The organism is Algoriphagus persicinus (assembly GCF_035156415.1).
In the GTDB taxonomy this organism is placed as follows: Bacteria; Bacteroidota; Bacteroidia; order Cytophagales; family Cyclobacteriaceae; genus Algoriphagus; species Algoriphagus persicinus.
In genome coordinates this window covers 98,926-118,722 of the sequence record NZ_JAYEEY010000004.1, presented here as the reverse complement: position 1 = coordinate 118,722, position 19,797 = coordinate 98,926, and the positions used below count along the sequence as shown (strand labels likewise).

The 19,797-nt window shown below is 40.0% G+C and carries 23 protein-coding genes and 1 pseudogene; 8 read left to right on the top strand and 16 right to left on the bottom strand.

The features are described from left to right. Positions 1–543 precede the first annotated feature (543 nt). The 4 genes and pseudogenes from U3A58_RS04810 to U3A58_RS04795 all read right to left on the bottom strand — a co-directional run bounded on the left by U3A58_RS04810 (position 544) and on the right by U3A58_RS04795 (position 2,094). On the bottom strand, positions 544–834 hold the full coding sequence (locus U3A58_RS04810) for a hypothetical protein (RefSeq protein WP_323822259.1): 291 nt from the start codon (positions 832–834) through the stop codon (positions 544–546). A 4-nt stretch (positions 835–838) separates the two neighbouring features. Beyond that, positions 839–1,342 (bottom strand): sigma-70 family RNA polymerase sigma factor, encoded by a 504-nt coding sequence (locus tag U3A58_RS04805; protein WP_323822258.1) that lies wholly within the window; start codon positions 1,340–1,342, stop codon positions 839–841. Positions 1,343–1,460: 118 nt separating this feature from the next. Next, a pseudogene (locus tag U3A58_RS04800) lies at positions 1,461–1,772 on the bottom strand (tyrosine-type recombinase/integrase); the annotation flags it as partial. Positions 1,773–1,872: 100 nt separating this feature from the next. Next, entirely contained in the window at positions 1,873–2,094 is a 222-nt protein-coding gene (locus U3A58_RS04795) for a hypothetical protein (RefSeq protein ID WP_323822257.1), read from the bottom strand. A 128-nt stretch (positions 2,095–2,222) separates the two neighbouring features. On the opposite strand from U3A58_RS04795, the gene U3A58_RS04790 reads away from it, so the two are divergent. After that, positions 2,223–2,672 (top strand): group II intron maturase-specific domain-containing protein, encoded by a 450-nt coding sequence (locus U3A58_RS04790; protein ID WP_323822256.1) that lies wholly within the window; start codon positions 2,223–2,225, stop codon positions 2,670–2,672. A gap of 147 nt (positions 2,673–2,819) precedes the next feature. On the opposite strand, the gene U3A58_RS04785 is transcribed toward U3A58_RS04790, so the two are convergent. The 7 genes from U3A58_RS04785 to U3A58_RS04755 all read right to left on the bottom strand — a co-directional run bounded on the left by U3A58_RS04785 (position 2,820) and on the right by U3A58_RS04755 (position 8,816). After that, positions 2,820–3,419 carry a short chain dehydrogenase gene (locus U3A58_RS04785; RefSeq protein ID WP_323822255.1) on the bottom strand — a complete coding sequence of 200 codons (600 nt, stop codon included), beginning with the start codon at positions 3,417–3,419 and terminating at the stop codon, positions 2,820–2,822. Between the two features lie 12 nt (positions 3,420–3,431). Then, complete coding sequence (locus U3A58_RS04780) at positions 3,432–3,980, bottom strand: cupin domain-containing protein (RefSeq protein ID WP_323822254.1); 549 nt, start codon at positions 3,978–3,980, stop codon at positions 3,432–3,434. 91 nt (positions 3,981–4,071) lie between these two features. Beyond that, entirely contained in the window at positions 4,072–4,872 is an 801-nt protein-coding gene (locus U3A58_RS04775) for a helix-turn-helix domain-containing protein (RefSeq protein ID WP_323822253.1), read from the bottom strand. Between the two features lie 1,228 nt (positions 4,873–6,100). Next, positions 6,101–6,499: a type II toxin-antitoxin system VapC family toxin gene (locus tag U3A58_RS04770; protein WP_323822252.1), complete on the bottom strand. Its 399-nt coding sequence runs from the start codon at positions 6,497–6,499 to the stop codon at positions 6,101–6,103. After that, on the bottom strand, positions 6,496–6,738 hold the full coding sequence (locus U3A58_RS04765; RefSeq protein ID WP_323822251.1) for a hypothetical protein: 243 nt from the start codon (positions 6,736–6,738) through the stop codon (positions 6,496–6,498). The genes U3A58_RS04770 and U3A58_RS04765 overlap by 4 nt, the downstream gene beginning before the upstream one ends. A gap of 84 nt (positions 6,739–6,822) precedes the next feature. Next, complete coding sequence (locus U3A58_RS04760) at positions 6,823–7,260, bottom strand: hypothetical protein (RefSeq protein WP_323822250.1); 438 nt, start codon at positions 7,258–7,260, stop codon at positions 6,823–6,825. A gap of 89 nt (positions 7,261–7,349) precedes the next feature. After that, the gene (locus U3A58_RS04755) at positions 7,350–8,816 is read right to left on the bottom strand and encodes an nSTAND3 domain-containing NTPase (protein ID WP_323822249.1); all 1,467 of its coding nucleotides are present in this window, start codon (positions 8,814–8,816) and stop codon (positions 7,350–7,352) included. A gap of 651 nt (positions 8,817–9,467) precedes the next feature. Between U3A58_RS04755 and U3A58_RS04750 the strand changes: the two genes are divergently transcribed. After that, positions 9,468–10,307: a reverse transcriptase domain-containing protein gene (locus tag U3A58_RS04750; RefSeq protein WP_323822248.1), complete on the top strand. Its 840-nt coding sequence runs from the start codon at positions 9,468–9,470 to the stop codon at positions 10,305–10,307. An 11-nt stretch (positions 10,308–10,318) separates the two neighbouring features. After that, the gene (locus U3A58_RS04745; RefSeq protein ID WP_323822247.1) at positions 10,319–10,561 is read left to right on the top strand and encodes a group II intron maturase-specific domain-containing protein; all 243 of its coding nucleotides are present in this window, start codon (positions 10,319–10,321) and stop codon (positions 10,559–10,561) included. 372 nt (positions 10,562–10,933) lie between these two features. Here U3A58_RS04745 and U3A58_RS04740 read toward each other — a convergent pair whose 3' ends face one another. Then, positions 10,934–11,395 (bottom strand): hypothetical protein, encoded by a 462-nt coding sequence (locus tag U3A58_RS04740; protein ID WP_323822246.1) that lies wholly within the window; start codon positions 11,393–11,395, stop codon positions 10,934–10,936. Positions 11,396–11,968: 573 nt separating this feature from the next. On the opposite strand from U3A58_RS04740, the gene U3A58_RS04735 reads away from it, so the two are divergent. Continuing rightward, complete coding sequence (locus tag U3A58_RS04735; RefSeq protein ID WP_323822245.1) at positions 11,969–12,844, top strand: carbon-nitrogen hydrolase; 876 nt, start codon at positions 11,969–11,971, stop codon at positions 12,842–12,844. 7 nt (positions 12,845–12,851) lie between these two features. Further along, complete coding sequence (locus tag U3A58_RS04730) at positions 12,852–13,925, top strand: agmatine deiminase family protein (protein ID WP_323822244.1); 1,074 nt, start codon at positions 12,852–12,854, stop codon at positions 13,923–13,925. 445 nt (positions 13,926–14,370) lie between these two features. On the opposite strand, the gene U3A58_RS04725 is transcribed toward U3A58_RS04730, so the two are convergent. Genes U3A58_RS04725 through U3A58_RS04715 form a run of 3 tightly spaced genes read right to left on the bottom strand, consistent with a single transcriptional unit; the run spans position 14,371 to position 17,419 of the window. Next, entirely contained in the window at positions 14,371–15,054 is a 684-nt protein-coding gene (locus tag U3A58_RS04725) for an ABC transporter ATP-binding protein (RefSeq protein ID WP_323822243.1), read from the bottom strand. Beyond that, positions 15,051–16,307: an ABC transporter permease gene (locus tag U3A58_RS04720; RefSeq protein ID WP_323822242.1), complete on the bottom strand. Its 1,257-nt coding sequence runs from the start codon at positions 16,305–16,307 to the stop codon at positions 15,051–15,053. Before U3A58_RS04720 ends, U3A58_RS04725 begins: the two co-directional genes overlap by 4 nt. Further along, positions 16,304–17,419, bottom strand: a complete 1,116-nt coding sequence (locus U3A58_RS04715) for an efflux RND transporter periplasmic adaptor subunit (RefSeq protein WP_323822241.1) — start codon at positions 17,417–17,419, stop codon at positions 16,304–16,306. Before U3A58_RS04715 ends, U3A58_RS04720 begins: the two co-directional genes overlap by 4 nt. Before the next feature lie 158 nt (positions 17,420–17,577). Between U3A58_RS04715 and U3A58_RS04710 the strand changes: the two genes are divergently transcribed. The 3 genes from U3A58_RS04710 (at position 17,578) to U3A58_RS04700 (ending at position 19,237) form a co-directional block, all read left to right on the top strand. Continuing rightward, positions 17,578–18,429 (top strand): alpha/beta hydrolase, encoded by an 852-nt coding sequence (locus U3A58_RS04710; protein WP_323822240.1) that lies wholly within the window; start codon positions 17,578–17,580, stop codon positions 18,427–18,429. A 106-nt stretch (positions 18,430–18,535) separates the two neighbouring features. Continuing rightward, positions 18,536–18,829 (top strand): type II toxin-antitoxin system HigB family toxin, encoded by a 294-nt coding sequence (locus U3A58_RS04705; protein WP_323822239.1) that lies wholly within the window; start codon positions 18,536–18,538, stop codon positions 18,827–18,829. A 12-nt stretch (positions 18,830–18,841) separates the two neighbouring features. Then, positions 18,842–19,237, top strand: a complete 396-nt coding sequence (locus U3A58_RS04700; protein ID WP_323822238.1) for a helix-turn-helix domain-containing protein — start codon at positions 18,842–18,844, stop codon at positions 19,235–19,237. A 15-nt stretch (positions 19,238–19,252) separates the two neighbouring features. On the opposite strand, the gene U3A58_RS04695 is transcribed toward U3A58_RS04700, so the two are convergent. Beyond that, positions 19,253–19,669 (bottom strand): type II toxin-antitoxin system VapC family toxin, encoded by a 417-nt coding sequence (locus tag U3A58_RS04695; protein ID WP_323822237.1) that lies wholly within the window; start codon positions 19,667–19,669, stop codon positions 19,253–19,255. Positions 19,670–19,797: the final 128 nt, after the last annotated feature.

Sequence of the window (19,797 nt, the reverse complement as noted above, 5' to 3'; positions counted from 1 at the left end):
TGTTGCCTTGCACATAACGAGATTCAGCTTGGAGACGGCGGGAATTTGGAGCTGTTCTCTTCCAGCCTACGCCTAACCTTTTAAAGATACTGAATTTTCAATTTACTCCGAACCGCCCGCTGTATCCAAGGTGCTGTGTGTGCCTTGAATGGTGAATATAGATCAAAAAGATGGTCGTTCCAACGGGTGAAATGCGAAGCATTCATGAACACTATTGAATGCAAATACTTAGTGAATAAAGTCCCTTAAGCGCGGGAGTTCCCGATAAAAATCGGGACAGGCTGTTACCGGAAGGTAAGCAAGTGGCAAGGTGGTTTGCCGTGAGAGGATCGAGCGTAAAAAAAACTTTCTGTGAAAGTTTTTAGCGAGGGGCCGGCTTGCAGGGTGGATGAAGCCCTGAAGTCTCAGGATATTCTATAAGTCAACCCGTACTGCCTGTCCCGAGAATCGGGATACGGTGGTGTGAGACCTGTGCGCCGTGGCGTAGGCGCACCTCGTCAACTTAACGGTTGGCGAGGCCGTCTACTCGACTGGCAGTAGTTTTTATCGCTTAAATCTATCAATTACCTTCTTTATAAATTCGGAAATGATATTGATGTCTTTTTTTATTGAATCTTTTTCAAATTGACTGACTTTATTTCTTTTAGTTTTAGCCCAGTTTACTTTCAAAGTAGCTATGTCTGAATTAATCGAATCTTTCTCGAATTGACTTACCTTACCTTTAAATTCTTCTATGAGTTTTGATACCTGAATATTAATTTTTTCCGATTGAGGTTGTTCATTCCAAGTATCTTTTATGTCTTGCCAAATGGCTTTTTGTTCATTATCCCACATAATATTATAGTTTATTTGTTATACAATTCAATAGAGTTTTTTTTATTCTTTTCATTTTCACTGCAATGTGATTCTCTGTCATTCCAGTAATTTCTGCAATTTCTTTATATTTCAATTCTTCTAAATAAAGAATGATGATTGATTTATCGTTTTCATTCAATGAAGAGATGCAAGAAGTAAGTGCGTTGTGTTTTTCTTGTTGTGTCGTATCAAGAGGAATTTCAACAGGAACAAATTGAATAGATTCTAAACGAACTGTCTTAAAATTCTTTTCCTCTAACTTTTGTTTTGACCGAAGACATACATTAAGTGTAATTCTATAAATCCAAGTGTTAATATTTGAATTACCTTTAAATGTTAAAATAGATTTCCAAATTGCATAAAGGACTTCCTGAAAAAGGTCTTGAGGCTCTAAAGGTGAAACCGAATATATTTTACAAATTCTGTAAATTTTCCCTTTATTTTCTTCAATTATCTGTTCAAACGTATTTGTTGTTGTTTTTTGCATTTTTTCTATTTAACTCTCTACTTATATTAGTGACAAGAGCTATCTAAATATGACAGATATTTCGATTTATTTTTGGATTCTCAAATTACTGCCAACACCTGTGATTACAGCACGCCTTCTACCATATTGTGTCTATATCGCCATTGTCCACAGCACTTTGGGTTGCTGTCGTTTTCAAAGTAAGAATTTCGTCGTTCAAATCAAGCGGACTTTGGGTATTATTATTTGAAATAGACAGTACATGGGTATAAATCTCGGTTGTCTTGCTATTCTCATACCCCAACAGTGCCTGAACGTATCGAAGGTTTGCCCCTTTTTGAAGCAAATGTGTAGCAAAGCTATGCCGCAGGGTATGGACAGTAGCCCACGGATTGGAATTACTTTTCTCGATAGCACGTTTGAAAACTGTTTGTATTCTTGTCGTAGAATATTGACCACCGTCCCGGCCTTACGCTCCGATATTTAGCTGTTGGGTTATGGTTTTGTGCCTACCTACAAGAATTGAAATTGGTTTCGTAGGCAGAAGACTTTCAGGCATTAATAGCTTGATCAATTTGAGTCTCAAGCTTTTGGAAGGTTATACTGTGAGCCATCTGATCCTGGAAATCTGTAGGGATTATCGTTGAATAGATTTCGAGGAAATATTTATCATAATCAAAAACTTCACTGCCTTCCGGGGATAGGATGCGTGAATAAGAAGATTTACCCGCTCCCTTGCATCCTGCGATAACCAAAAGCTGGGGTTTTCCCATTAGTTAAACTGTGGAGACACCTTATTATCCATTGCAATAGCCATCAGGAAGCTGTCAGAACACTTACAGACCTGAAAGGACGTCTTGAAAATTGCGGTTTAAAAGCCCATCCTGAAAAGACCAAAATCGTGTATTGTAAGAAAGATGGCAGAAATCTGGATGGCTATCCTGTTCAGTTTGATTTTCTGGGTTTTAGTTTTCAGCCCATAAGAAACAGATTAAGAAATGGGGGAAGCTATCTGAAGTTTGACTGTAAGATGAGCCGAAAGTCCAAGGTGCGTATCAACGGCGAACTTCGAAAGCTCAATTTCCATAACAAAACCCAGCGAGGTATTCAGGATCTGGCAATAGTGCTAAATCCAAAGATACGAGGGTGGGTAAATTATTATGGGAAAATTAGTCGCAGAAGTTTAAGGCCTGTGTTTTATTACCTGCACCACCGAATGATCAGATGGATTCTGAACAAGTACAAAAGCTTCAAAGGAAGCAAGGTCAAAGCAATTAAATGGCTTAGGCAAGTGACGGTTTCTTATCCAAACCTGTTTTATCACTGGGAACTGGGATACAAATTAGTCTAACAAAATGGACTATCCGACTGCATAATAAGAGCCGTATGAATCGAGAGATTCACTGCCTGTCCCGATAGCAAAGCGTATCGGGATACGGTTCTATGAGAGGTTTAGGGGTGGAATTCCCCTTTACCTACTCGACTAGCGGTTCGGGCTTTATTCATCTACATAAACTGCTTTTCCGGTTTCTTTGCCTTCCAAACCTCGTACATACACACGGGCAACTTCCTTTGCTGTTGGGCAATTACTGTCGTCCATTCCCATAGCTTGGGCGGTCTCTTTGACAAATGGCGGGTGTACCAGCAAAATCCTGCGTCCTTCGCTCAACTCTAACGCAAGTGCTTTAACAAATCCTTCCAATGCAGCATTTACCATAGCAATGTTGGTAGTTTCAGGCCAAGGGTTGTGAGCAAAGATACCTCCAGTAAGGATAATAGCTCCATTGGGTTTCAATGCGTCCAACGCTTTTCGACAAATATTTACCTGACCCATCAACTTGCTGTTTAATCCGATGTTAATTTGTTCGTCTGTGAGATTGGAAAATGCACCAAAACTGGCATCTCCTGCCGCACAAATTATGGCATCCACATCTTTTTTGTCAGCAAAAAATTTGTCTATGGATTCTTTGTTCTCAATATCTATGGATGGGGTTGATTTTCTAGATGTTGCTATCAAATCATAACCTTTTTCAGTAAGCTGTTGAGTAACAGCTTTTCCTATGGTGCCTGTGGCACCGATTATTACTGTTTTTTTCATACTTGTTTTTTATTATTTTAGAAATGAGATTCCGTGGTTTCCGCATATTTTTGCAACCTTTTCAAAATCGGGTGGTCCGGGAGGTAACTCTGCTAATTCGTTAAACATTACTTCAATCCCAGCAGGGAAAGCACTTGTAATCATTTTTGCTTTTTCTGTTCCTATCACTTTCCAAGAATGGGGAATATTTTTTGGGGCAAAGGCTGTATCTCCGGCTTCTAAAACGGTGGATTTGCCATCTACTATGATTTCAACTTGGCCTTTAATAACCCTGAAAATCTCGTCCTCCTTGGTGTGGATGTGAGGAGGAATACCAACTCCCGGTTCTACATCATCAACCCATTCCACGATTTGATTATTAGTTTCACTACCAACCAACTTGTGGGTCTGTACGTCACCAAGAACATTCAGGACTTTACCCTCTTTGTTCTTAATGATTTTAGGATTGAGATTGCCAACAGGTTCTATTTTTTCAAAAAGTTGCTTACTGTTCGCTATGCCAGGAACTAATGCGAGTCCCAGCCCTAACCCCGATGTTTGAATGAATTTTTTTCTGTCCATAACTTACTAGTTTTTGTTTGGACAAAGGTAGAGGTGGAGTAAGCTTCGGATGTTGCGAAAAATACAGTAAACTCTTAGAATTTCGGAGAAATCAACTCTTTCGTAGTTGCGAAGGGGTGGAACCTGTATGTTTTTTGACAAAATAACTGAAATAATCAGGAGAGGTAAAGCCCAACTCGTACCCCACTTCTTTGATGGTTTTGTCAGTGAATTTCAAGTTGTGGCGGGAACGCATAACCAGTTGTTCATCTATAAGGTGCTTGGCGTTTACACCCAAAACACCCTTTACACATTCATTTAAGTATTTGTCTGATACATTGAGGATGTTGGCATAATATCCTACCTCGTGATATTGAGTTATGTGCTGGTTAATGCTTTTTTTGAATTTATACACCAAAGCCGATTTTGAATTGTTGTCTGTGATGACAGATTTGATATTGCACTTCCCGTCGCAGTAAACAAAAAAAGTGTTCAGTAGGGCAAGTATAGCATCTTCTCGATGATTCAGCTTGGTGCTAAGCAGCTCGTCAATCATCTCAAGAATAGATTGTATGCGAGTTTCGATACCTGGAGAAAGGTTTATTTTGGGTATTTCATCGGCACTAAAAAAACGAACTTCGGTAATGTGAAGGTTTTTGAAAGTGGGATGATTTAAAATTTGTTTTGGGATTAATAGTACGTATCCTGAAGATGTAGATGTGTCTTTTTTTAAGATTTTCCAATTAAAAGTTGGGTTTAAGAAAAAGACTGCATTTGATACGTTCTTGTAGAGGGTTTTATTTATTTCTATTCCCCCCACTTCATTTTGAATCCAGAAAACTGCATAACAATTATCGTTTTGCCGAGATGTCGTTTTGCTGAGAATACGTGATATTTTTATTTCTTGTTCCATATTTCGCATGGAGTCATTTTTAGGCTGACCGCTATCGTCTCGTATAAAAACAGTGCAAGCTGGCGACTATGATTGTCCGCAGGTCAATCCGCTAAGCAAGCGAGCGCAGAGTTTCAATTCAAGACTGATTTGAGCATTGTTTTTATATGTTGTGTGTGCCTTGCATGGTGAATATAGGTCAAAACGATGACCGTTCCAACGGGTGAAATGCGAAGCATTTATGAACACTATTGAATGCAAATACTTCGTGAATAAAGTCCCTTAAGCGCGGGAGTTCCCGATAAAAATCGGGACAGGCTGTTACCCGAAGGTAAGCAAATGGCAAGGTGGTTTGCCGTGAGAGGATCGAGCGTAAAAAAAACTTTCTGTGAAAGTTTTTAGCGAGGGGCCGGCTTGCAGGGTGGATAAAGCCCTGAAGTCTCAGGATATTCTATAAGTCAACCCGTACTGCCTGTCTCGAGAATCGGGATACGGTGGTGTGAGACCTGTGCGCCGTGGCGTAGGCGCACCGTTGGCCTATGGCTCACGGCCGTCTACTCGATGTGTGCTGTGTAAGCTATGATAAAGATGAGGGCAGGCTCCTTGGTGAGGGTTTTCAGGGAAACTCACCAAACCACTTCTATGATGCATCTGCGGTGACAAGGATGTGTGAAGCGATAGAAGAAAAGGCTGTTTAAACAGTCAGGTAAGGATAGAAGAGATGAGCGAAAGCGAACCTTCCGATGAAGTGACGAAATGACCAGTCGTTGTCAAAATCCGGTCTATATCGAGAGATCGGTGATAAGTATGGAAGTCACCTAATTACTGTCTATGCGGCAACCGTCATAAAGGGGGCATGACTTCTATTCAGGCTTTATAGTGGAATCACAGGAAACCTATATGCTATGCCAAAAGGAAAACACAAGCAGGCAGTACCTGTGAGTTTTATTATTTGCATCATCGATTGATCAGGTGGATTCTGAACAAGTACCAGAGCTTCAAAGGAAGCAAGGTCAAAGCAGTTAAATGGCTTAGACAGGTTACTGTCTCTTATCCAAACCTGTACTATCACTGGGAACTGGGATACAAATTAGTCTAAGATAACGGACTATAACCGACTGCATAATAAGAGCCGTATGAATTGAGAGATTCACTGCCTGTCCCGATAGCAAAGCGTATCGGGATACGGTTCTGTGAGAGGTTTAGGGGTGGATTTCCCCTTTACCTACTCGACTAGCGAAAGTTTATCTTATCTCTTTACCCAGTTTTCTAGTTGGATTCCAGATAGTCTTTCAAATTCCTTTCGGTTTTCTGTCACCATGATCAGACCCTTATCCACTGCGGTACATCCGATTAATAGATCAAAATCGCTTATCATCTGTCCTATTGACCTTAATCGGGCTTTCTCTTTTCCATAAATGTATATGGCACTGAAAATCGGAAGGATAAGAATTTGATTGGTAAAAACTTCTATTAACTCAAGATTCTTTTTGGGATTAGTGCTGTTTTCTGCTCCAAATACTAGTTCAGCAAACGTAACTTCAGAAATAGCAAAATTTTCCGTTCCTATCTCCTGAAACTTTTCTATCATCCCAAACTTTCCTCTTAAAAAATGGATGCAGATATTTGTGTCTAAAAGGTATTTCATTCGAAACCAGGATTTTCTACTTTTTCTATTCTGGATTCTCTGATTTCTTTAATGATTTCATCGGAATCTTTATCATCTTCCCATGCTCCAAAAAGTGTTCGCAAATCTACCTTCTCTTCTTTTATATCAAGAGACTCGGTCAATTTAATGATCAGTTTTTTCTTGGAAAGATTATCCAAACCTTTCAATAGACCGAAATACTTTTCTAATGTCTTGTTGTTTAAAGTGAGGTTTGCCATAATATTTTTTCTTCAATTTACGAAATTAATGGTTTAGTGGTCAAAAGATTTGGATAATTAAATACCTAATTCTCTTTTCTTTTTCTAAATCAAGTCTCCCATTTCACTCAAATCTTTAATTAATCCAGATGCCCTGATAAATTTGTTTTCGGTGTTAAACCAATAGACTTTATTGTCTCCTTTAAATTTATATAAAGGAGGATAAATAAACTGCATTAGAGAAAGGGATTCCACTTCCATCCAATTTATTTTTTTCTCTCCACCCCCATTTTTTATGGTTAATGTTTGACCTCCCAATTTAACTGTCACAAATTTATCTTTGACAGCAATAAATATGGGAAAGGAAACAATTCCAATCAATCCAAAAACTAAGGTAGCTAAAATACTACGTTCCATTTGCTCACCATTAAACCAAAATAATTTTGGAAAGAACCAAGATACTATGGATGTAATAACCATTATTATTCCTAAACCAAGGAATAAATATTTAATAAAATAATGATTTAGTTTAATGCTTTCCATTGGTTATTTGATTTTTCGCTAACGGTTAGTATAACAAGCGTAGCATCCCGCAGGGTTCTATGATTTCATATACAGTGTTGGGTGCCGTTTTATTCTAGTTTTTCCCAAATTTTAAACACTATCTGATCCTGTGTTTCTTCTTGCCAACTTATATTTTCCTCATCCCATTCATATTTGATTCCAACGATATCATCAGGAATGCCCACAAAGATTGTATCATCCAAGTATATTGGAATAACATCCCCATTTGGAACTCTTTTTTTGAAGCAATCGCGCTCAAATGTTGGCCAGATTTTTTCTTTATGAAATGAGTCAAGTAAACAAACAACATATCTAGAATCTGTAAGAAAAATTCTTTCAAATTCTCTACTCCATGCTTTACCGAGATAATTTGACTCATATAGTTCATCATAAAAAACGGGAACATCAATTAGTTCGAATTGCTCAGCTATATATTTGGCTAATTTTCTATTCTCACCTGCAAATGAAATTGCAATTTCAAATTCCTTAGTTTCAATATCATCTCTAAAGCCACAGTCTTTTCTTATTTCTTCCCAATCAACATGCTTCATGTAATAAAACAAGGCGGGGTCTTCTATAGCAAAGTTTTTATTTTCAGAATTATAGAAAAAGTATCGACTACAAATTGGCTTAGACTCCAATAAAATATTCAATCTTCGTTCTTTAATCCCATTTATACTTGCTCTCATGTCTTCGTTGGCATTTGCCAACTCATTTAAGTCTACAATCGAACCTTTTTGAGACGATATTATTCTTAATAGTTTAAAGTATGGGTCATTACTAGGTCGAAACCTTCTTCCTCTTGAGAATTCTTTAACTGGCTCCTTGTAAGAATGAGAGAGTTTCCTTACCATGGATTGCCTTATTTCTTCTAATTGAAAGTCGATAATTTCAACCTCATCTTGGAAATTAAGTATGTCATTTTTGGTGCAAATAGTCTGACAAAGAGTTTGTGTTAGCCAATAATCTCCTTTGCTTTCTTCATAAATTCTTGCCGGATTATCAAATTGAATGTTGAGCTTTTCTGTACCAGAGTTTATAAGGTTTATAATAATTTCTTCACTACCCGGCTCAATTCTGTGAATTCCACATCTTTTTGCAATATCATGAACCATGTTTATTAATGATGCTCCTACTTGATTAATACCTATGATAATTAGCTTGGGGAGTTTTTCATCTTGGGTTTCAGCAGCTGTTTTGGCGATATTTGCTAACCCTTCTTGCAAATCATTTGAAAGGCGGTGAAAATCATCAATTATATAATAACCAGCCTCTTTTGTTTTAGTAATTTGTATGATTTTTTCTAAGTCAGTTGCTTGTCTTGCCGTTAAATAATTAACATCAATATCAGACGATAATTGGTTAATTATTCGCTTAGCTGTTGTTGTTTTGCCAGTTCCAGATTGACCTTCAATTATTACAGGTTTACCCTTTCGTCTTATGTCCAACAATATTTCATTGTAATTTGGAGGCTTCACAAAAGTATATTGTGGAATACCTTCGGTTACAAATATTTCTTCCAGTAATAATTTCATCCTTATTTTTTTTGATGGCACCTATCGGTCTCGGCTATGAGTAGTTGCGTGGTTTGGGACTTAACTCTGCAAGGACACACCAAACTGAAAATCCGTGAGGATTTTCAGAAGTAGGCGAGAACAAGCAATTACTTATAGCCATTGTGTGTGCCTTGAATGGTGAATATAGGTCAATTAGTTGACCGTTCCAACGGGTGAAAGTCCCTTAAGCGCGGGAGTCGTTACCCGAAGCTAAGCAAGTGGCAAGGTGGTTTACCGCGAGGTATGCACTGAAGTAAGCCAGACTGCGGTGTCTGTACTGATAGCCTGTCCCGCAAGGCGGGAAACAGGAACTCTATACGGAGGCTATGAGGCTGGATGAGGTAGCACATCATGCCGAAGTCCTAAACTCTGATTTCCGGAGATAAGCCAAAATAGTAGATAGAGCAGCGATAGGCACAAGGATATTCACCTTACCGAGGGAGGTCTCTGGACGTCTGGAACGTCCGAGAGAAGTCAGCAGAGGTCATAGTAGTTGTCGGGAACGAGCTGTAAATACTGCAGAGGTCTCACTGGATAATGAAGGACCGAACATTGAATTGCGTCCTAATTCGGATAGGAATCCCGCTCCTGCGGAATAGCCTACCCTAAGCGGACAAGGAGAACAAAGTAATGATAGAAAAAGTACTACAATCCAAAAACCTTTATAAAGCCTACCGCCAAGTGGTTGGCAACAAAGGCTCATCGGGAGTGGATGGAATGCAGGTGACCGAATTGAAGTCTTTTATAGACCAACACAGGACAGCTGTATTAACCGACATCCTGAAAAGGAGGTACGTACCTAAAGCTATCAGAGGGGTAGAAATCCCCAAGAGTAACGGAAAAACCAGATTACTCGGAGTCCCATGTGTAGTGGATAGATGGCTTCAACAGGCGGTTAGCCAGCAATTAGCCAGTCGATTCGAACTAACCTTCGAAGAAGAGAGCTATGGTTTCCGGCCTGGAAAGAACCTTCACGGAGCAGTAACACAAGCCCTGAAACACATCAATGATGGCTATCAGGATATTGTGGACATTGACCTGAAAGGATTCTTTGATGAGGTGCAACACTACAAGCTACTCCAGTTAATCTACAACAGGGTAAAATGTCCTACAACCCTGTGGCTGATCCGAAAGTGGCTGAGAGCACCGATCCAGATCAACGGAAAGCTGCACAAGCGCAGAAAAGGTGTGCCACAGGGAAGTCCCCTGAGCCCATTGCTGTCCAATATATTGTTGGATGGACTGGACAAGTATCTCAAAAGTAAAGGGATGAAATTCGTGCGCTATGCCGATGACTTCAGTATCTATACTAAGTCCAAAGCAGCCGCCCAAAAAGTAGGAAATGAAGTCTATCTGTTCCTGAAGAACAAACTGGACTTGCCTATCAACAGGGACGCCCGAGAACGGGAGTGCGAAGGGGGCGCACGCAGTGCTGCGGAATCCGAAGACCTTCCGACTTTGAGCTTTTAGGCCATGGCTTCGTGCCAACCTACAAAAAGGGGGAAAAGGGCAAATACCAACTGGTAGTGAAGAAGCAGAGCTGGGAAAACCTGAAACGTAAGCTCAAACAGCTTACCAAGAAGACCAAACCGTACAGTTTTGAGGAACGGCTACAAAAGCTTAGAGAGGTATGGATGGGATGGGTAAATAATTACCGACTGGCCAGTATTCAGGCCAAGCTCAAACAACTCGATGAATGGCTGAGAAATACGCAGTATTCATGAACACAATTGAAAATAAACTCAATGTGAATAAACCGACTCAGATATTGCATCTGGTCCGCCGCGGCGGAGAAGAAACCTGAGCGGAAACGTAAAAACCTTATCAGATTAGGAGTGGATCAAGACCATGCGTATGCATGGAGTAGAACAAGAAAAGGAGGATGGGCTGTAGCTCAAAGCCCGATTCTCATTACTACAATAACTCTATCACGACTTAGAAGAAAAGGATACGAATCGATGCTTTCCTATTACCTCAAATCGCAACCTACAATCCAGTGAACCGCCGTATACGAGACCCGTACGTACGGTGGTGTGAGAGGCGCACCTCGTCAACTTAACGGTTGGCGAGGCCGTCTACTCGATTGGCACACGTACTTATTTTATCTCAATTATTTCTTTCAAAAAATCATTCAAGTCTTCCGTTGTCTCAATATTCGTTTCTGTTCCGAGATTCAAAAGCAAAGGTTGATTATTCACGGAGCCGTATACAATAATTCTGTACGAAGTTTCCCCTTGGTTTTTCATTGTGAACTTGTACCCCGTCAATTCGGAGCCGAATGATTCAACTTTTATTTCTTTCTTTTTCTTAGTCGTCTTTTGATTCGTAAACTGTTCCATAAATTGATCTGGGACTGTCTTCAACATTTCTTCATTGAGATAAAGCCATTGTATAGAAATTCCGTCACATTCCAACAGCTCATATTCCGATTTTGTCTGACAGTTCTCTGGAACCGCGATTTTCATTTTAGCATAGCTCAGTGAATCAATTTTATTCTCCGTTTGTCCAAATGAGTTCATTGTCAAGGTAACGAACGCTGAAAAGATAATTTTTTTCATCTTAGATTCTGATTTTTTGTATGTGTGCCAACGTGTTATAACCGCAATTGCGGTTATTTTTTTTTATCTGATTTTTCAAATGCCCCTAGATATACTGATATAGGACTTTATCCGATGGTAGCCGTGTGTAATCGTTTTTCTCTCTACTCTCCCTGATCCATCAATTCTGGTCGAATTTTTTCGGTTTTACTCTCCAAAAATCTTGAATTGTACCCCTTTGAAAAATTTGATATCCCTAATAAAAGTATTTTGAACTATAAATTTATACTCTGTACAGAGTATTTTTGGAATTTGACTCCCATCCCTTCCAGAGGCAGGCACTCAGGATGGCATTTCGGGAGGCTCAGAAAAAGATAGTGTTTTATGATGACACAAACCACGGCGTTAGATTCCTTTTCCGACTCTGGCGGATCGGAATGACCGACCTTTTGAACTATCTGAATCTTTTCCAACAATCTTCCGTTACTCTGATCCCTCCTTTCAAAATATCCCAATGTGAATTTAAAAATCTTCATTTGGGTTTAGCGACGGGCGAAAGTATCTTTGTAACCAATTCATTAAAACCGATCTATTTTGGCAAATAAAACCGTAAAAGTTGGCTTAGTCCAGTTGAGTTGCTCTCCGGATGTGCCCGAAAATATGACCAAGACCATCGCGGGAATCCGTGATGCAGCTGCCAAAGGCGCGCAAGTGGTTGTCCTGCAGGAACTTTTTAGATCGCTTTACTTCTGCGATGTGGAAGATTACGAAAACTTCAAACTTGCCGAAGCGATTCCCGGTCCGTCCACAGATACACTTGGCGACTTGGCTAAAGAACTGGGTGTAGTGATCGTCGCTTCTCTTTTTGAGAAAAGAGCGGAGGGATTGTATCATAACACCACCGCAGTTTTGGATGCAGATGGAAGCTACTTAGGCAAATACAGAAAAATGCATATTCCGGATGATCCTGGATATTTTGAAAAATTCTACTTCACTCCGGGAGATTTGGGTTACAAAGTTTTCCCAACCAAATTCGGTAAAATTGGTGTGTTGATCTGTTGGGATCAGTGGTATCCGGAAGCAGCCAGAATTACTGCCTTGAAAGGTGCAGACTTCCTGGTTTATCCTACCGCCATCGGCTGGCACAAGGATCAAGCTTCCGATGTCAATGACGAGCAGTACGGCGCTTGGCAGACAATTCAGCGTTCTCACGCTGTGGCAAATGGGATTCCTGTGATATCTGTCAACCGTTGTGGTCACGAAGGGGATATGAAATTCTGGGGAGGTTCTTTTGTATCCAATCCGTTTGGCAGAGTTATCTTCAAAGCCAGCCACGATGAAGAGCAAATCCATGTGGAGGAACTTGATTTTGCCAAATCTGATCAGTATCGTACCCACTGGCCTTTCTTAAGAGACCGTAGAATTGACTCTTACCAACCCATTACCAAACGATTCCTTGACGAAGAATAGGGCCATCATGACAGATATCTTTGCATTAGCCAAATCGGGAGAAAAAACTCCTGCTGAGTTGGGATACTATTTTCCTGCTGAATTTGCGCCACATACTTCCACTTGGCTGAGTTGGCCACATAAAGAAGGTTCTTGGCCAGGGAAACTGGAAACAATCTTTGCTCCCTATTCCGAGTTTATCAAGTATGTAGCATTAGGTGAAATCGTCAATATCAACGTCTCTGATGAAGAGATGAAGGCTTTTGCTTTGGCACATTTAGAAAAAGCCGGGGTGAACTTGGCCAATATCCGATTTCACTTTTTTCCAACAAACGATGCCTGGTGCAGAGACCATGGGCCTGCATTTCTGATCAATCCGGATGCAGAGGTGAAGAAAGTCTTGGTTAAATGGAATTACAACGCATGGGGAGAGAAATATCCTCCTCACGATTTAGATAATCAGATTCCCATCAAGATCGCTGAGGAACTGAGGATTCCATGTTTCAATCCTGGGATGGTTATGGAGGGAGGTTCGGTGGAATTCAATGGAAAAGGAACGCTGTTGACCTCAGAGGCTTGTCTTTTGAATGAAAATAGGAACCCACACCTGAAGCAGGATAAAATCGAACGATACCTGCAGGATTATTATGGGGTAAATCACATCCTTTGGGTAGGAGATGGGATAGTGGGTGATGACACTGATGGACACATCGATGATATCACACGCTTTGTCAATGCTGATACAGTGGTGACCGTGGTGGAAGAAAATAGTGTAGATGAAAATTATCAGCTACTTCAGGAGAATTTGAAGCGCCTTCATAAAATGCGTTTGGAAAATGGTAAGCAATTGAATGTGGTTGAACTTCCTATGCCGGATCCGGTGATTTGGGATGATCAGCGGCTGCCGGCTTCCTATGCTAATTTTTATATAGCCAACCATGCTGTTGTCGTGCCGACATTCCGAGATAAAAAAGACCAGCAAGCGCTGGCTATTATTTCGGATTGTTTTCCTGATCGAAAGGTCGTTGGAGTTGATTCGACTGATATTATCTGGGGTTTAGGCAGTTTTCATTGCTTGAGTCAGCAGGAGCCAGCGGTTTAGCGTCATTGCAATCCGCCGCAGGAGGAGAAGTAAGCTCGTTTTAGTACAGCGTATTGTGATACCGTCATTGCGAGGCACGAAGCAATCTGGTTTTAGTACAGCGTATTGTGATATCGTCATTGCGAGGCACGAAGCAATCTGGTTTAGTACAGCGTATTGTGATATCGTCATTGCGAGGCACGAAGCAATCTCGTTTAAGTACAGCGTATTGTGATATCGTCATTGCGAGGCACGAAGCAATCTCGTTTAAGTACAGCATTTTGTGATACCGTCATTGCGAGGCACGAAGCAATCTGGTTAGAGTACAAGGTACTATTGTTCCGTACTGAGATTGCTTCGTTGTTCCTCCTCGCAAAGACGGTAGCCAGTCTGAGACTGCTTCTTTCCCGACTAAAGTGCGGGACAGGCAATTCTTCCTCAAAATGACGCAACAAACTGACTCGCATTAAATAATTCTTCCGTCTTCCATTTCAATAATCCTGTCAGTGCCTGCGGCAAATTCGGGGTCATGAGTGACGATGAGCATGGTTTGTCCAAACTCCTGTGCGAGTTCTTTAAACTTGTTGTAAACAATATCTGAGTTTTTCTTGTCCAAATTCCCAGTAGGTTCATCTCCCATAATCAGCAAGGGGTCATTGATCAAAGCTCTTGCAATCGCAACCCGTTGTTTTTCGCCTCCGGAAAGTTGGTTAGCTTTTTTCAGGGCATGTTCTTCCATCTCAAAGATCTTCAGTTTTTCCATGGCTTTGTGCTCCAATTCTTCTCTGGAAAACTTGCCCAATTTCAGTCCTGGGATCATGATGTTTTCGAGAACTGAAAATTCATTGAGAAGGTAATGGAACTGAAAAACAAAGCCGATTTTTTCATTTCGAAGCTTTGCCAAGTAATTCGCTGGTTTGCCCGTGATCATTTCCTGATCCAGCCAAAGTTCTCCTGAATAATCAGTATCCATAGTAGAAAGAATGTACAAAAGCGTAGATTTTCCACAACCACTTTTGCCGACCACTGAGACAAATTCACCTTTTGGGATAGTAAAAGTGATTTCTTTCAACACCTGAGTTTCCTTGGGATTATAAAAAAACTTATCAATGTTTCGGGCTTCCAAAACAGTGTTATTTTGTTGTTTCATTTCCCTCTGATTATATCCACCGGATCCACACTGCTGGCTTTTCTTGCCGGGAAAAATCCTGCCAGATAGGTTGTCACTAAACTGAAAATGCCACCAATTAGGTAATACTTAGAGCTGAAATCCACAGGAAATGTTTTTATAGTAGGAAGTGCTTCCGTCTCAAAGGGGATTTGTTCTATTCCTAAGCAGGCCAAATAGCCAAAGAGTAGCCCGACTCCTCCTCCTAAAACACCAATGGAAAGCGCAATTGTGATGAAAATCCGCTTGACATCTGAGCTGTTGAACCCAATTGCTTTCAAAATCGCAATGGTGTCTAATTTCTCATAGATCATCATATTAAGAATATTGTATATCCCGAAACCCGAGACCACTAATAGGGTAATTCCTACTGCATAACTTATAAGTGTCCGGATACTCGTTCCGGTTTCAAACTGAGCATTGACAGTCTGTATGTCATCAGCCTCTATTTCAAAAATGTCTCGATATTCATCAGCGAAAGCGGGGGCTTGATTGAAGTCAACCAGTTTTACCTGAATATCCGTCAAGTAGGAAGCTGGTTCTCCCATCATTTTTTGGACGGTATTGATTGAGGCGAAACTGTTCGCATTATCAAATTCAGCCAATCCCGATTGATAATAACCCACTACTTTAAGCTGTGCCCTATTGCCTTTGGCAGTGGTCACTTGGATCACATCACCAATGTCTGCCAGCATCCGCTCCGCCGCACCTTTTCCCAAAATAATGCTGTTTGTTTGAAGTAATTCGGCTGGATTTCCATCAGTGACATAATCTTGAAAGGCAAATAGTTCACTTTCCTTTACCGGATCTATTCCGTTTACCACTCCAGTGAGATCTATGCTTCCTATATTATAAAAGACCTGAGAGGCTATTTTTGCACTCACTCCTCTTACCCGAGGGTCCTTTTCCAGCGTTTTTAAAATTGGCTCAGAATTATAAATTGAAATTCTGGAATTATTGGGTTTGATGGATCGTATGATGTTGATCCCAGAGCCAAACTCCGGAGAAAGATCAATGGGTTGATTGGGATTAGGTTTGACTTGATTGTAGAATCTGATGTGGGGAGTCCTATTGAGCACTAAGCCATCCAGCATGGTGTTGAGGCCATTCATAAAGCCAAGCAAAGCAACGAACATCGTAATGCTAAAGGTCACACCGACAGCAGCAACAACTGTCTGCTTCACTCGTGCAAGCATTAAAGCTCTTGCCAACTCGATAATCAAGGACCATTTCATAAGCCTGGCTTGATGATTTTGGTATCGGTAGTGATTCCTTTTAGAATCTCAGCATATTGGTAATTCTTAATCCCGACTCTTACCGGTAGCGTATCCTCCTCTGTATTGATCACCAAAGAATCTGCTATCAAATAGGATCTTAGAATTACCAAGGCATTTTCCCGAACTTCCGTGATAATATTGGCTTCCAAACTCAGATTAGGATAGAGCTGAGGAGGGGATTTGGTGAACGTGGCTTCAACTTTAAAACTTTTGGTTTGCGTATTCATGAGAGGATAGATTTTTTTCACTACTGCCGCAAAAGCCTGTCCTTTGTAACTATCCATCGACACAGAGACTACTTGCCCGACTTTCACTTTAGATATATCATACTCATCCACTTGAAGTTCCAGGAGGAAATCATTGGCACTTCCTAAAACAGCCAAAGCCACTTGTGGCGTGACCATTTCACCTTTTTCTTTCAGCAAGGCATAAACCTTTCCATTGATTTTGCTTTTCAATACATAGTCACTTTCCAAGACGCGACTTATCGCTAGGTTTTTAGATGCGCTGCTAGAATTAAATTGGATCTCCCTTTTTAAATCATTGTATCGGATAACTGAGGATTCAAAAGCTGTTTTTGAATTTTCCAAATTCAGCCGTTTTTGCTCAAACTCCACTGTAGTCCCGATATTTTGGTCGTGCAAGTTCTTTTGGCGCAGATAAAGAAGAGAATCGTTTTGCATCTTACTTTTTGCAAGATCTATGGTGAGTTGGAGGTCTTTCAATTTGGATTGATTAGCCTGCAAGTCGGCATAGGCTTTTGTGATTTCTGCATTTTCACGGCTCAATTTTTCCCTTTCGCTGAAGACTGCCAATAAGGGAGTGCCGATGGAAACTGAGTCTCCTTCTTCTACAAAAATCTCCTGAATGGGTCCGCTGGCATTGGTGAAGGCATCGTATTGATCGACAGCCCTGATATTACCAGATGCATAGACAGATTCAGTAATCGTTTTTATTTCAGGTTGGATGTTTCCGTCATAATCAGATCCACAACTAAAAAAACTTATACCGAGGAGTGCAAAACCAAAAATTGATACATATTTTGGACACTCAAACATGAGCTTTTTCATAGGTATTCTTTGTGTGAAAGAATGAAAATGACTCTTCAAATTAAGGACAATATTCAGATAAGACCAGATAATTTAGGCAAAGGATCATTTTACTTCGTATTTAACCAAAGCTGGGTTCCTGACAACTCAAAATTTAAATTCTTTCTCCTTAATTCTACATGTTTAAAGCCTCTTCTTACACCTTTTCAATTTGCGTTTTTAGTTTCCTTTTGAGCTCTTGCGCTTTTCAAACCCTTCACAGAACCACGGACATTAACTACATTTCTTCCAATAATCAGGACAATTTACCTACCAAGAATCTGGATGTTTACGCACCGAAGAAGGCAGATAATCTTCCTGTTTTGGTGTTTTTCTATGGTGGGAGTTGGAAAAGTGGGAAAAAGGAGATGTATAATTTTATTGGAAATAGATTAGCTAGGAGGGATGTATTAGTGGTAATAGCTAATTACCCACTGGCATCTGAGTACAAGATTCCAGCAATGCAGAAATCTGCTTTGGCGGCTGTGAATTGGACGAAGGATAACATTATAAAATATGGCGGCAATCCAGATCGGATATTCGTTTCCGGGCATTCTGCAGGAGGACATTTGGCTACCTTAATTGCTGTGAAGGAAGATGAGTTACCACCTTCGGAAAATGGGAAAAAGCTTGCTGGTTCCATTTTGATCGATGCTGCGGGATTGGATATGTACGGCTATTTGAGTGAAACGAGTGAAGGCGAAGGCAAAAAGTATTTGAATGCATTTACTGATAATCCAGCCGTGTGGAAGGAATACTCACCAATGTATTTTCTTCCTGATCAATTGGCGCCAATGCTGATTCTCGAAGGAGAAAGAACCTACCCCAGCATTCGTTCAAGCCGCGAACGGTTTATAAAGAGAGTTGGTGAAATGGGAGTTGAAGGAGTGACGGTGAAAATTTATCCTAAGAAAAAGCATATTCCGATGATCACTCAGTTTCTATGGACTGGAGGAAGGGTTTATAAAGATGTGTTGGGGTTTATTGAATAAAAAATGGAAATGGTTGAGTAGCATTAGAATACTCAGAGTAAAATGGAAAAACAAAAAGTTGGTATTTTAACAACCTTTTGTTTCATTTGTTGTCTATAAGGCAGGTATGACGATCCTTTTTCTTACAAAAATAATTGCGTTTTCCCGTAAGCATTCTGATTCAGGCAAAAGTTTGACGACTTGGAAAAATATCGTCGAATTGGCTCAATGGAGAAAAAGTCAGGATATACTAGATAGCTTTCCCAAAGCTAAAATTATCAAAGGAAATCGAGCTCGATTTAAGATTGTAGGAAATAAATACAGATTAATCATTGAGGTGAATTATGAGGATGAAACGGTAGAGGTTCGCTTTGTAGGAACCCATGACGAATATGATAAAATTGATGCAACCACGATTTAATTAAATAGGACAATGGAGACTTTCAGAAACTGGTATTTACTTGAGTCGGAAAAGGACTATGAAAAAGCTGTAGCTCGTTATGAGGAGTTAAAATCTGCTAGTAAGGGAACAGAAGAGCATAAGGAAAAAATGCTTTTGGTGCATTTGATAGCAGATTATGAAAATAAACTGTGGGATTTGCCGGAGGTTGATCCAGTAGAAATGATCAAAATCAGGATGGAGGATTTCGGCTATAATGCGGTAACCTTAGCCAGGGAATACGGGGATAAAGGGACAGTTAGCAAAGTACTGAATTATAAACAGTCGCTATCCTTGACGATGATCAGGAAATTTAGCCATCTCCTCAAAATACCGGCGGAATGGCTGATCAAGGAATATCCTTTGAAAAAGGCAGTTAGAATTAAATAAGCTTTCTCTTGGCATTTACTTTAACATTCCCATCAACTCTTCTGGCGTAATCACAGGCAGGTATGATTTTGAAAGTTTAAGAAAATTCTTATCAGAAGTCAGAATTGCATCTAAATGGTGATCAAGACAAATGAAATAATGGATAGAGTCTTCTATATCTGTGTGGGTGGATTGAATTGCAGAAAGAATTGAATTTAGATCACCTTCAACTAAAGTGAATTTTTCACATATTACTCCAATTATTTCTTTGGATACAGTGAGTTCTTTGGCCTCTATGAGATAGTATGCACAAGTTTTAATAATGGAAATGGAAACATATCCTTGAATTTGGTTTTCATCTAATTTTTCAAAAATCGAATTTATCAATTCTTGCTTTGAGCTCCTTTCCAAGAAAAAGTCGAGTAGAATATTGACATCAAAGAAGATCTTCAAAGCCGTATTTTTTAGCGCGTTCCTTATAGATCTCCTTCTTATAATCAAAATTTTCAGGAAACTCTAATTTTGATTTAGGAAGGGATTTCATGTATTCGACCAAGCTCATTCCATTTTTGCAATTTTCC

What these genes read in the sequence shown, in the direction of transcription:
- U3A58_RS04750 (WP_323822248.1), top strand. Translation starts at nt 9,468, where the DNA reads ATGATAGAAAAAGTACTACAATCCAAAAACCTTTATAAAGCCTACCGC.
- U3A58_RS04725 (WP_323822243.1), bottom strand. Translation starts at nt 15,054, where the DNA reads ATGAAACAACAAAATAACACTGTTTTGGAAGCCCGAAACATTGATAAG.
- U3A58_RS04795 (WP_323822257.1), bottom strand. Translation starts at nt 2,094, where the DNA reads ATGGGAAAACCCCAGCTTTTGGTTATCGCAGGATGCAAGGGAGCGGGT.
- U3A58_RS04700 (WP_323822238.1), top strand. Translation starts at nt 18,842, where the DNA reads ATGGAGACTTTCAGAAACTGGTATTTACTTGAGTCGGAAAAGGACTAT.
- U3A58_RS04780 (WP_323822254.1), bottom strand. Translation starts at nt 3,980, where the DNA reads ATGGACAGAAAAAAATTCATTCAAACATCGGGGTTAGGGCTGGGACTC.
- U3A58_RS04730 (WP_323822244.1), top strand. Translation starts at nt 12,852, where the DNA reads ATGACAGATATCTTTGCATTAGCCAAATCGGGAGAAAAAACTCCTGCT.
- U3A58_RS04755 (WP_323822249.1), bottom strand. Translation starts at nt 8,816, where the DNA reads ATGAAATTATTACTGGAAGAAATATTTGTAACCGAAGGTATTCCACAA.
- U3A58_RS04770 (WP_323822252.1), bottom strand. Translation starts at nt 6,499, where the DNA reads ATGAAATACCTTTTAGACACAAATATCTGCATCCATTTTTTAAGAGGA.
- U3A58_RS04710 (WP_323822240.1), top strand. Translation starts at nt 17,578, where the DNA reads ATGTTTAAAGCCTCTTCTTACACCTTTTCAATTTGCGTTTTTAGTTTC.
- U3A58_RS04720 (WP_323822242.1), bottom strand. Translation starts at nt 16,307, where the DNA reads ATGAAATGGTCCTTGATTATCGAGTTGGCAAGAGCTTTAATGCTTGCA.
- U3A58_RS04765 (WP_323822251.1), bottom strand. Translation starts at nt 6,738, where the DNA reads ATGGCAAACCTCACTTTAAACAACAAGACATTAGAAAAGTATTTCGGT.
- U3A58_RS04705 (WP_323822239.1), top strand. Translation starts at nt 18,536, where the DNA reads ATGACGATCCTTTTTCTTACAAAAATAATTGCGTTTTCCCGTAAGCAT.
- U3A58_RS04760 (WP_323822250.1), bottom strand. Translation starts at nt 7,260, where the DNA reads ATGGAAAGCATTAAACTAAATCATTATTTTATTAAATATTTATTCCTT.
- U3A58_RS04785 (WP_323822255.1), bottom strand. Translation starts at nt 3,419, where the DNA reads ATGAAAAAAACAGTAATAATCGGTGCCACAGGCACCATAGGAAAAGCT.
- U3A58_RS04810 (WP_323822259.1), bottom strand. Translation starts at nt 834, where the DNA reads ATGTGGGATAATGAACAAAAAGCCATTTGGCAAGACATAAAAGATACT.
- U3A58_RS04715 (WP_323822241.1), bottom strand. Translation starts at nt 17,419, where the DNA reads ATGAAAAAGCTCATGTTTGAGTGTCCAAAATATGTATCAATTTTTGGT.
- U3A58_RS04740 (WP_323822246.1), bottom strand. Translation starts at nt 11,395, where the DNA reads ATGAAAAAAATTATCTTTTCAGCGTTCGTTACCTTGACAATGAACTCA.
- U3A58_RS04775 (WP_323822253.1), bottom strand. Translation starts at nt 4,872, where the DNA reads ATGGAACAAGAAATAAAAATATCACGTATTCTCAGCAAAACGACATCT.
- U3A58_RS04805 (WP_323822258.1), bottom strand. Translation starts at nt 1,342, where the DNA reads ATGCAAAAAACAACAACAAATACGTTTGAACAGATAATTGAAGAAAAT.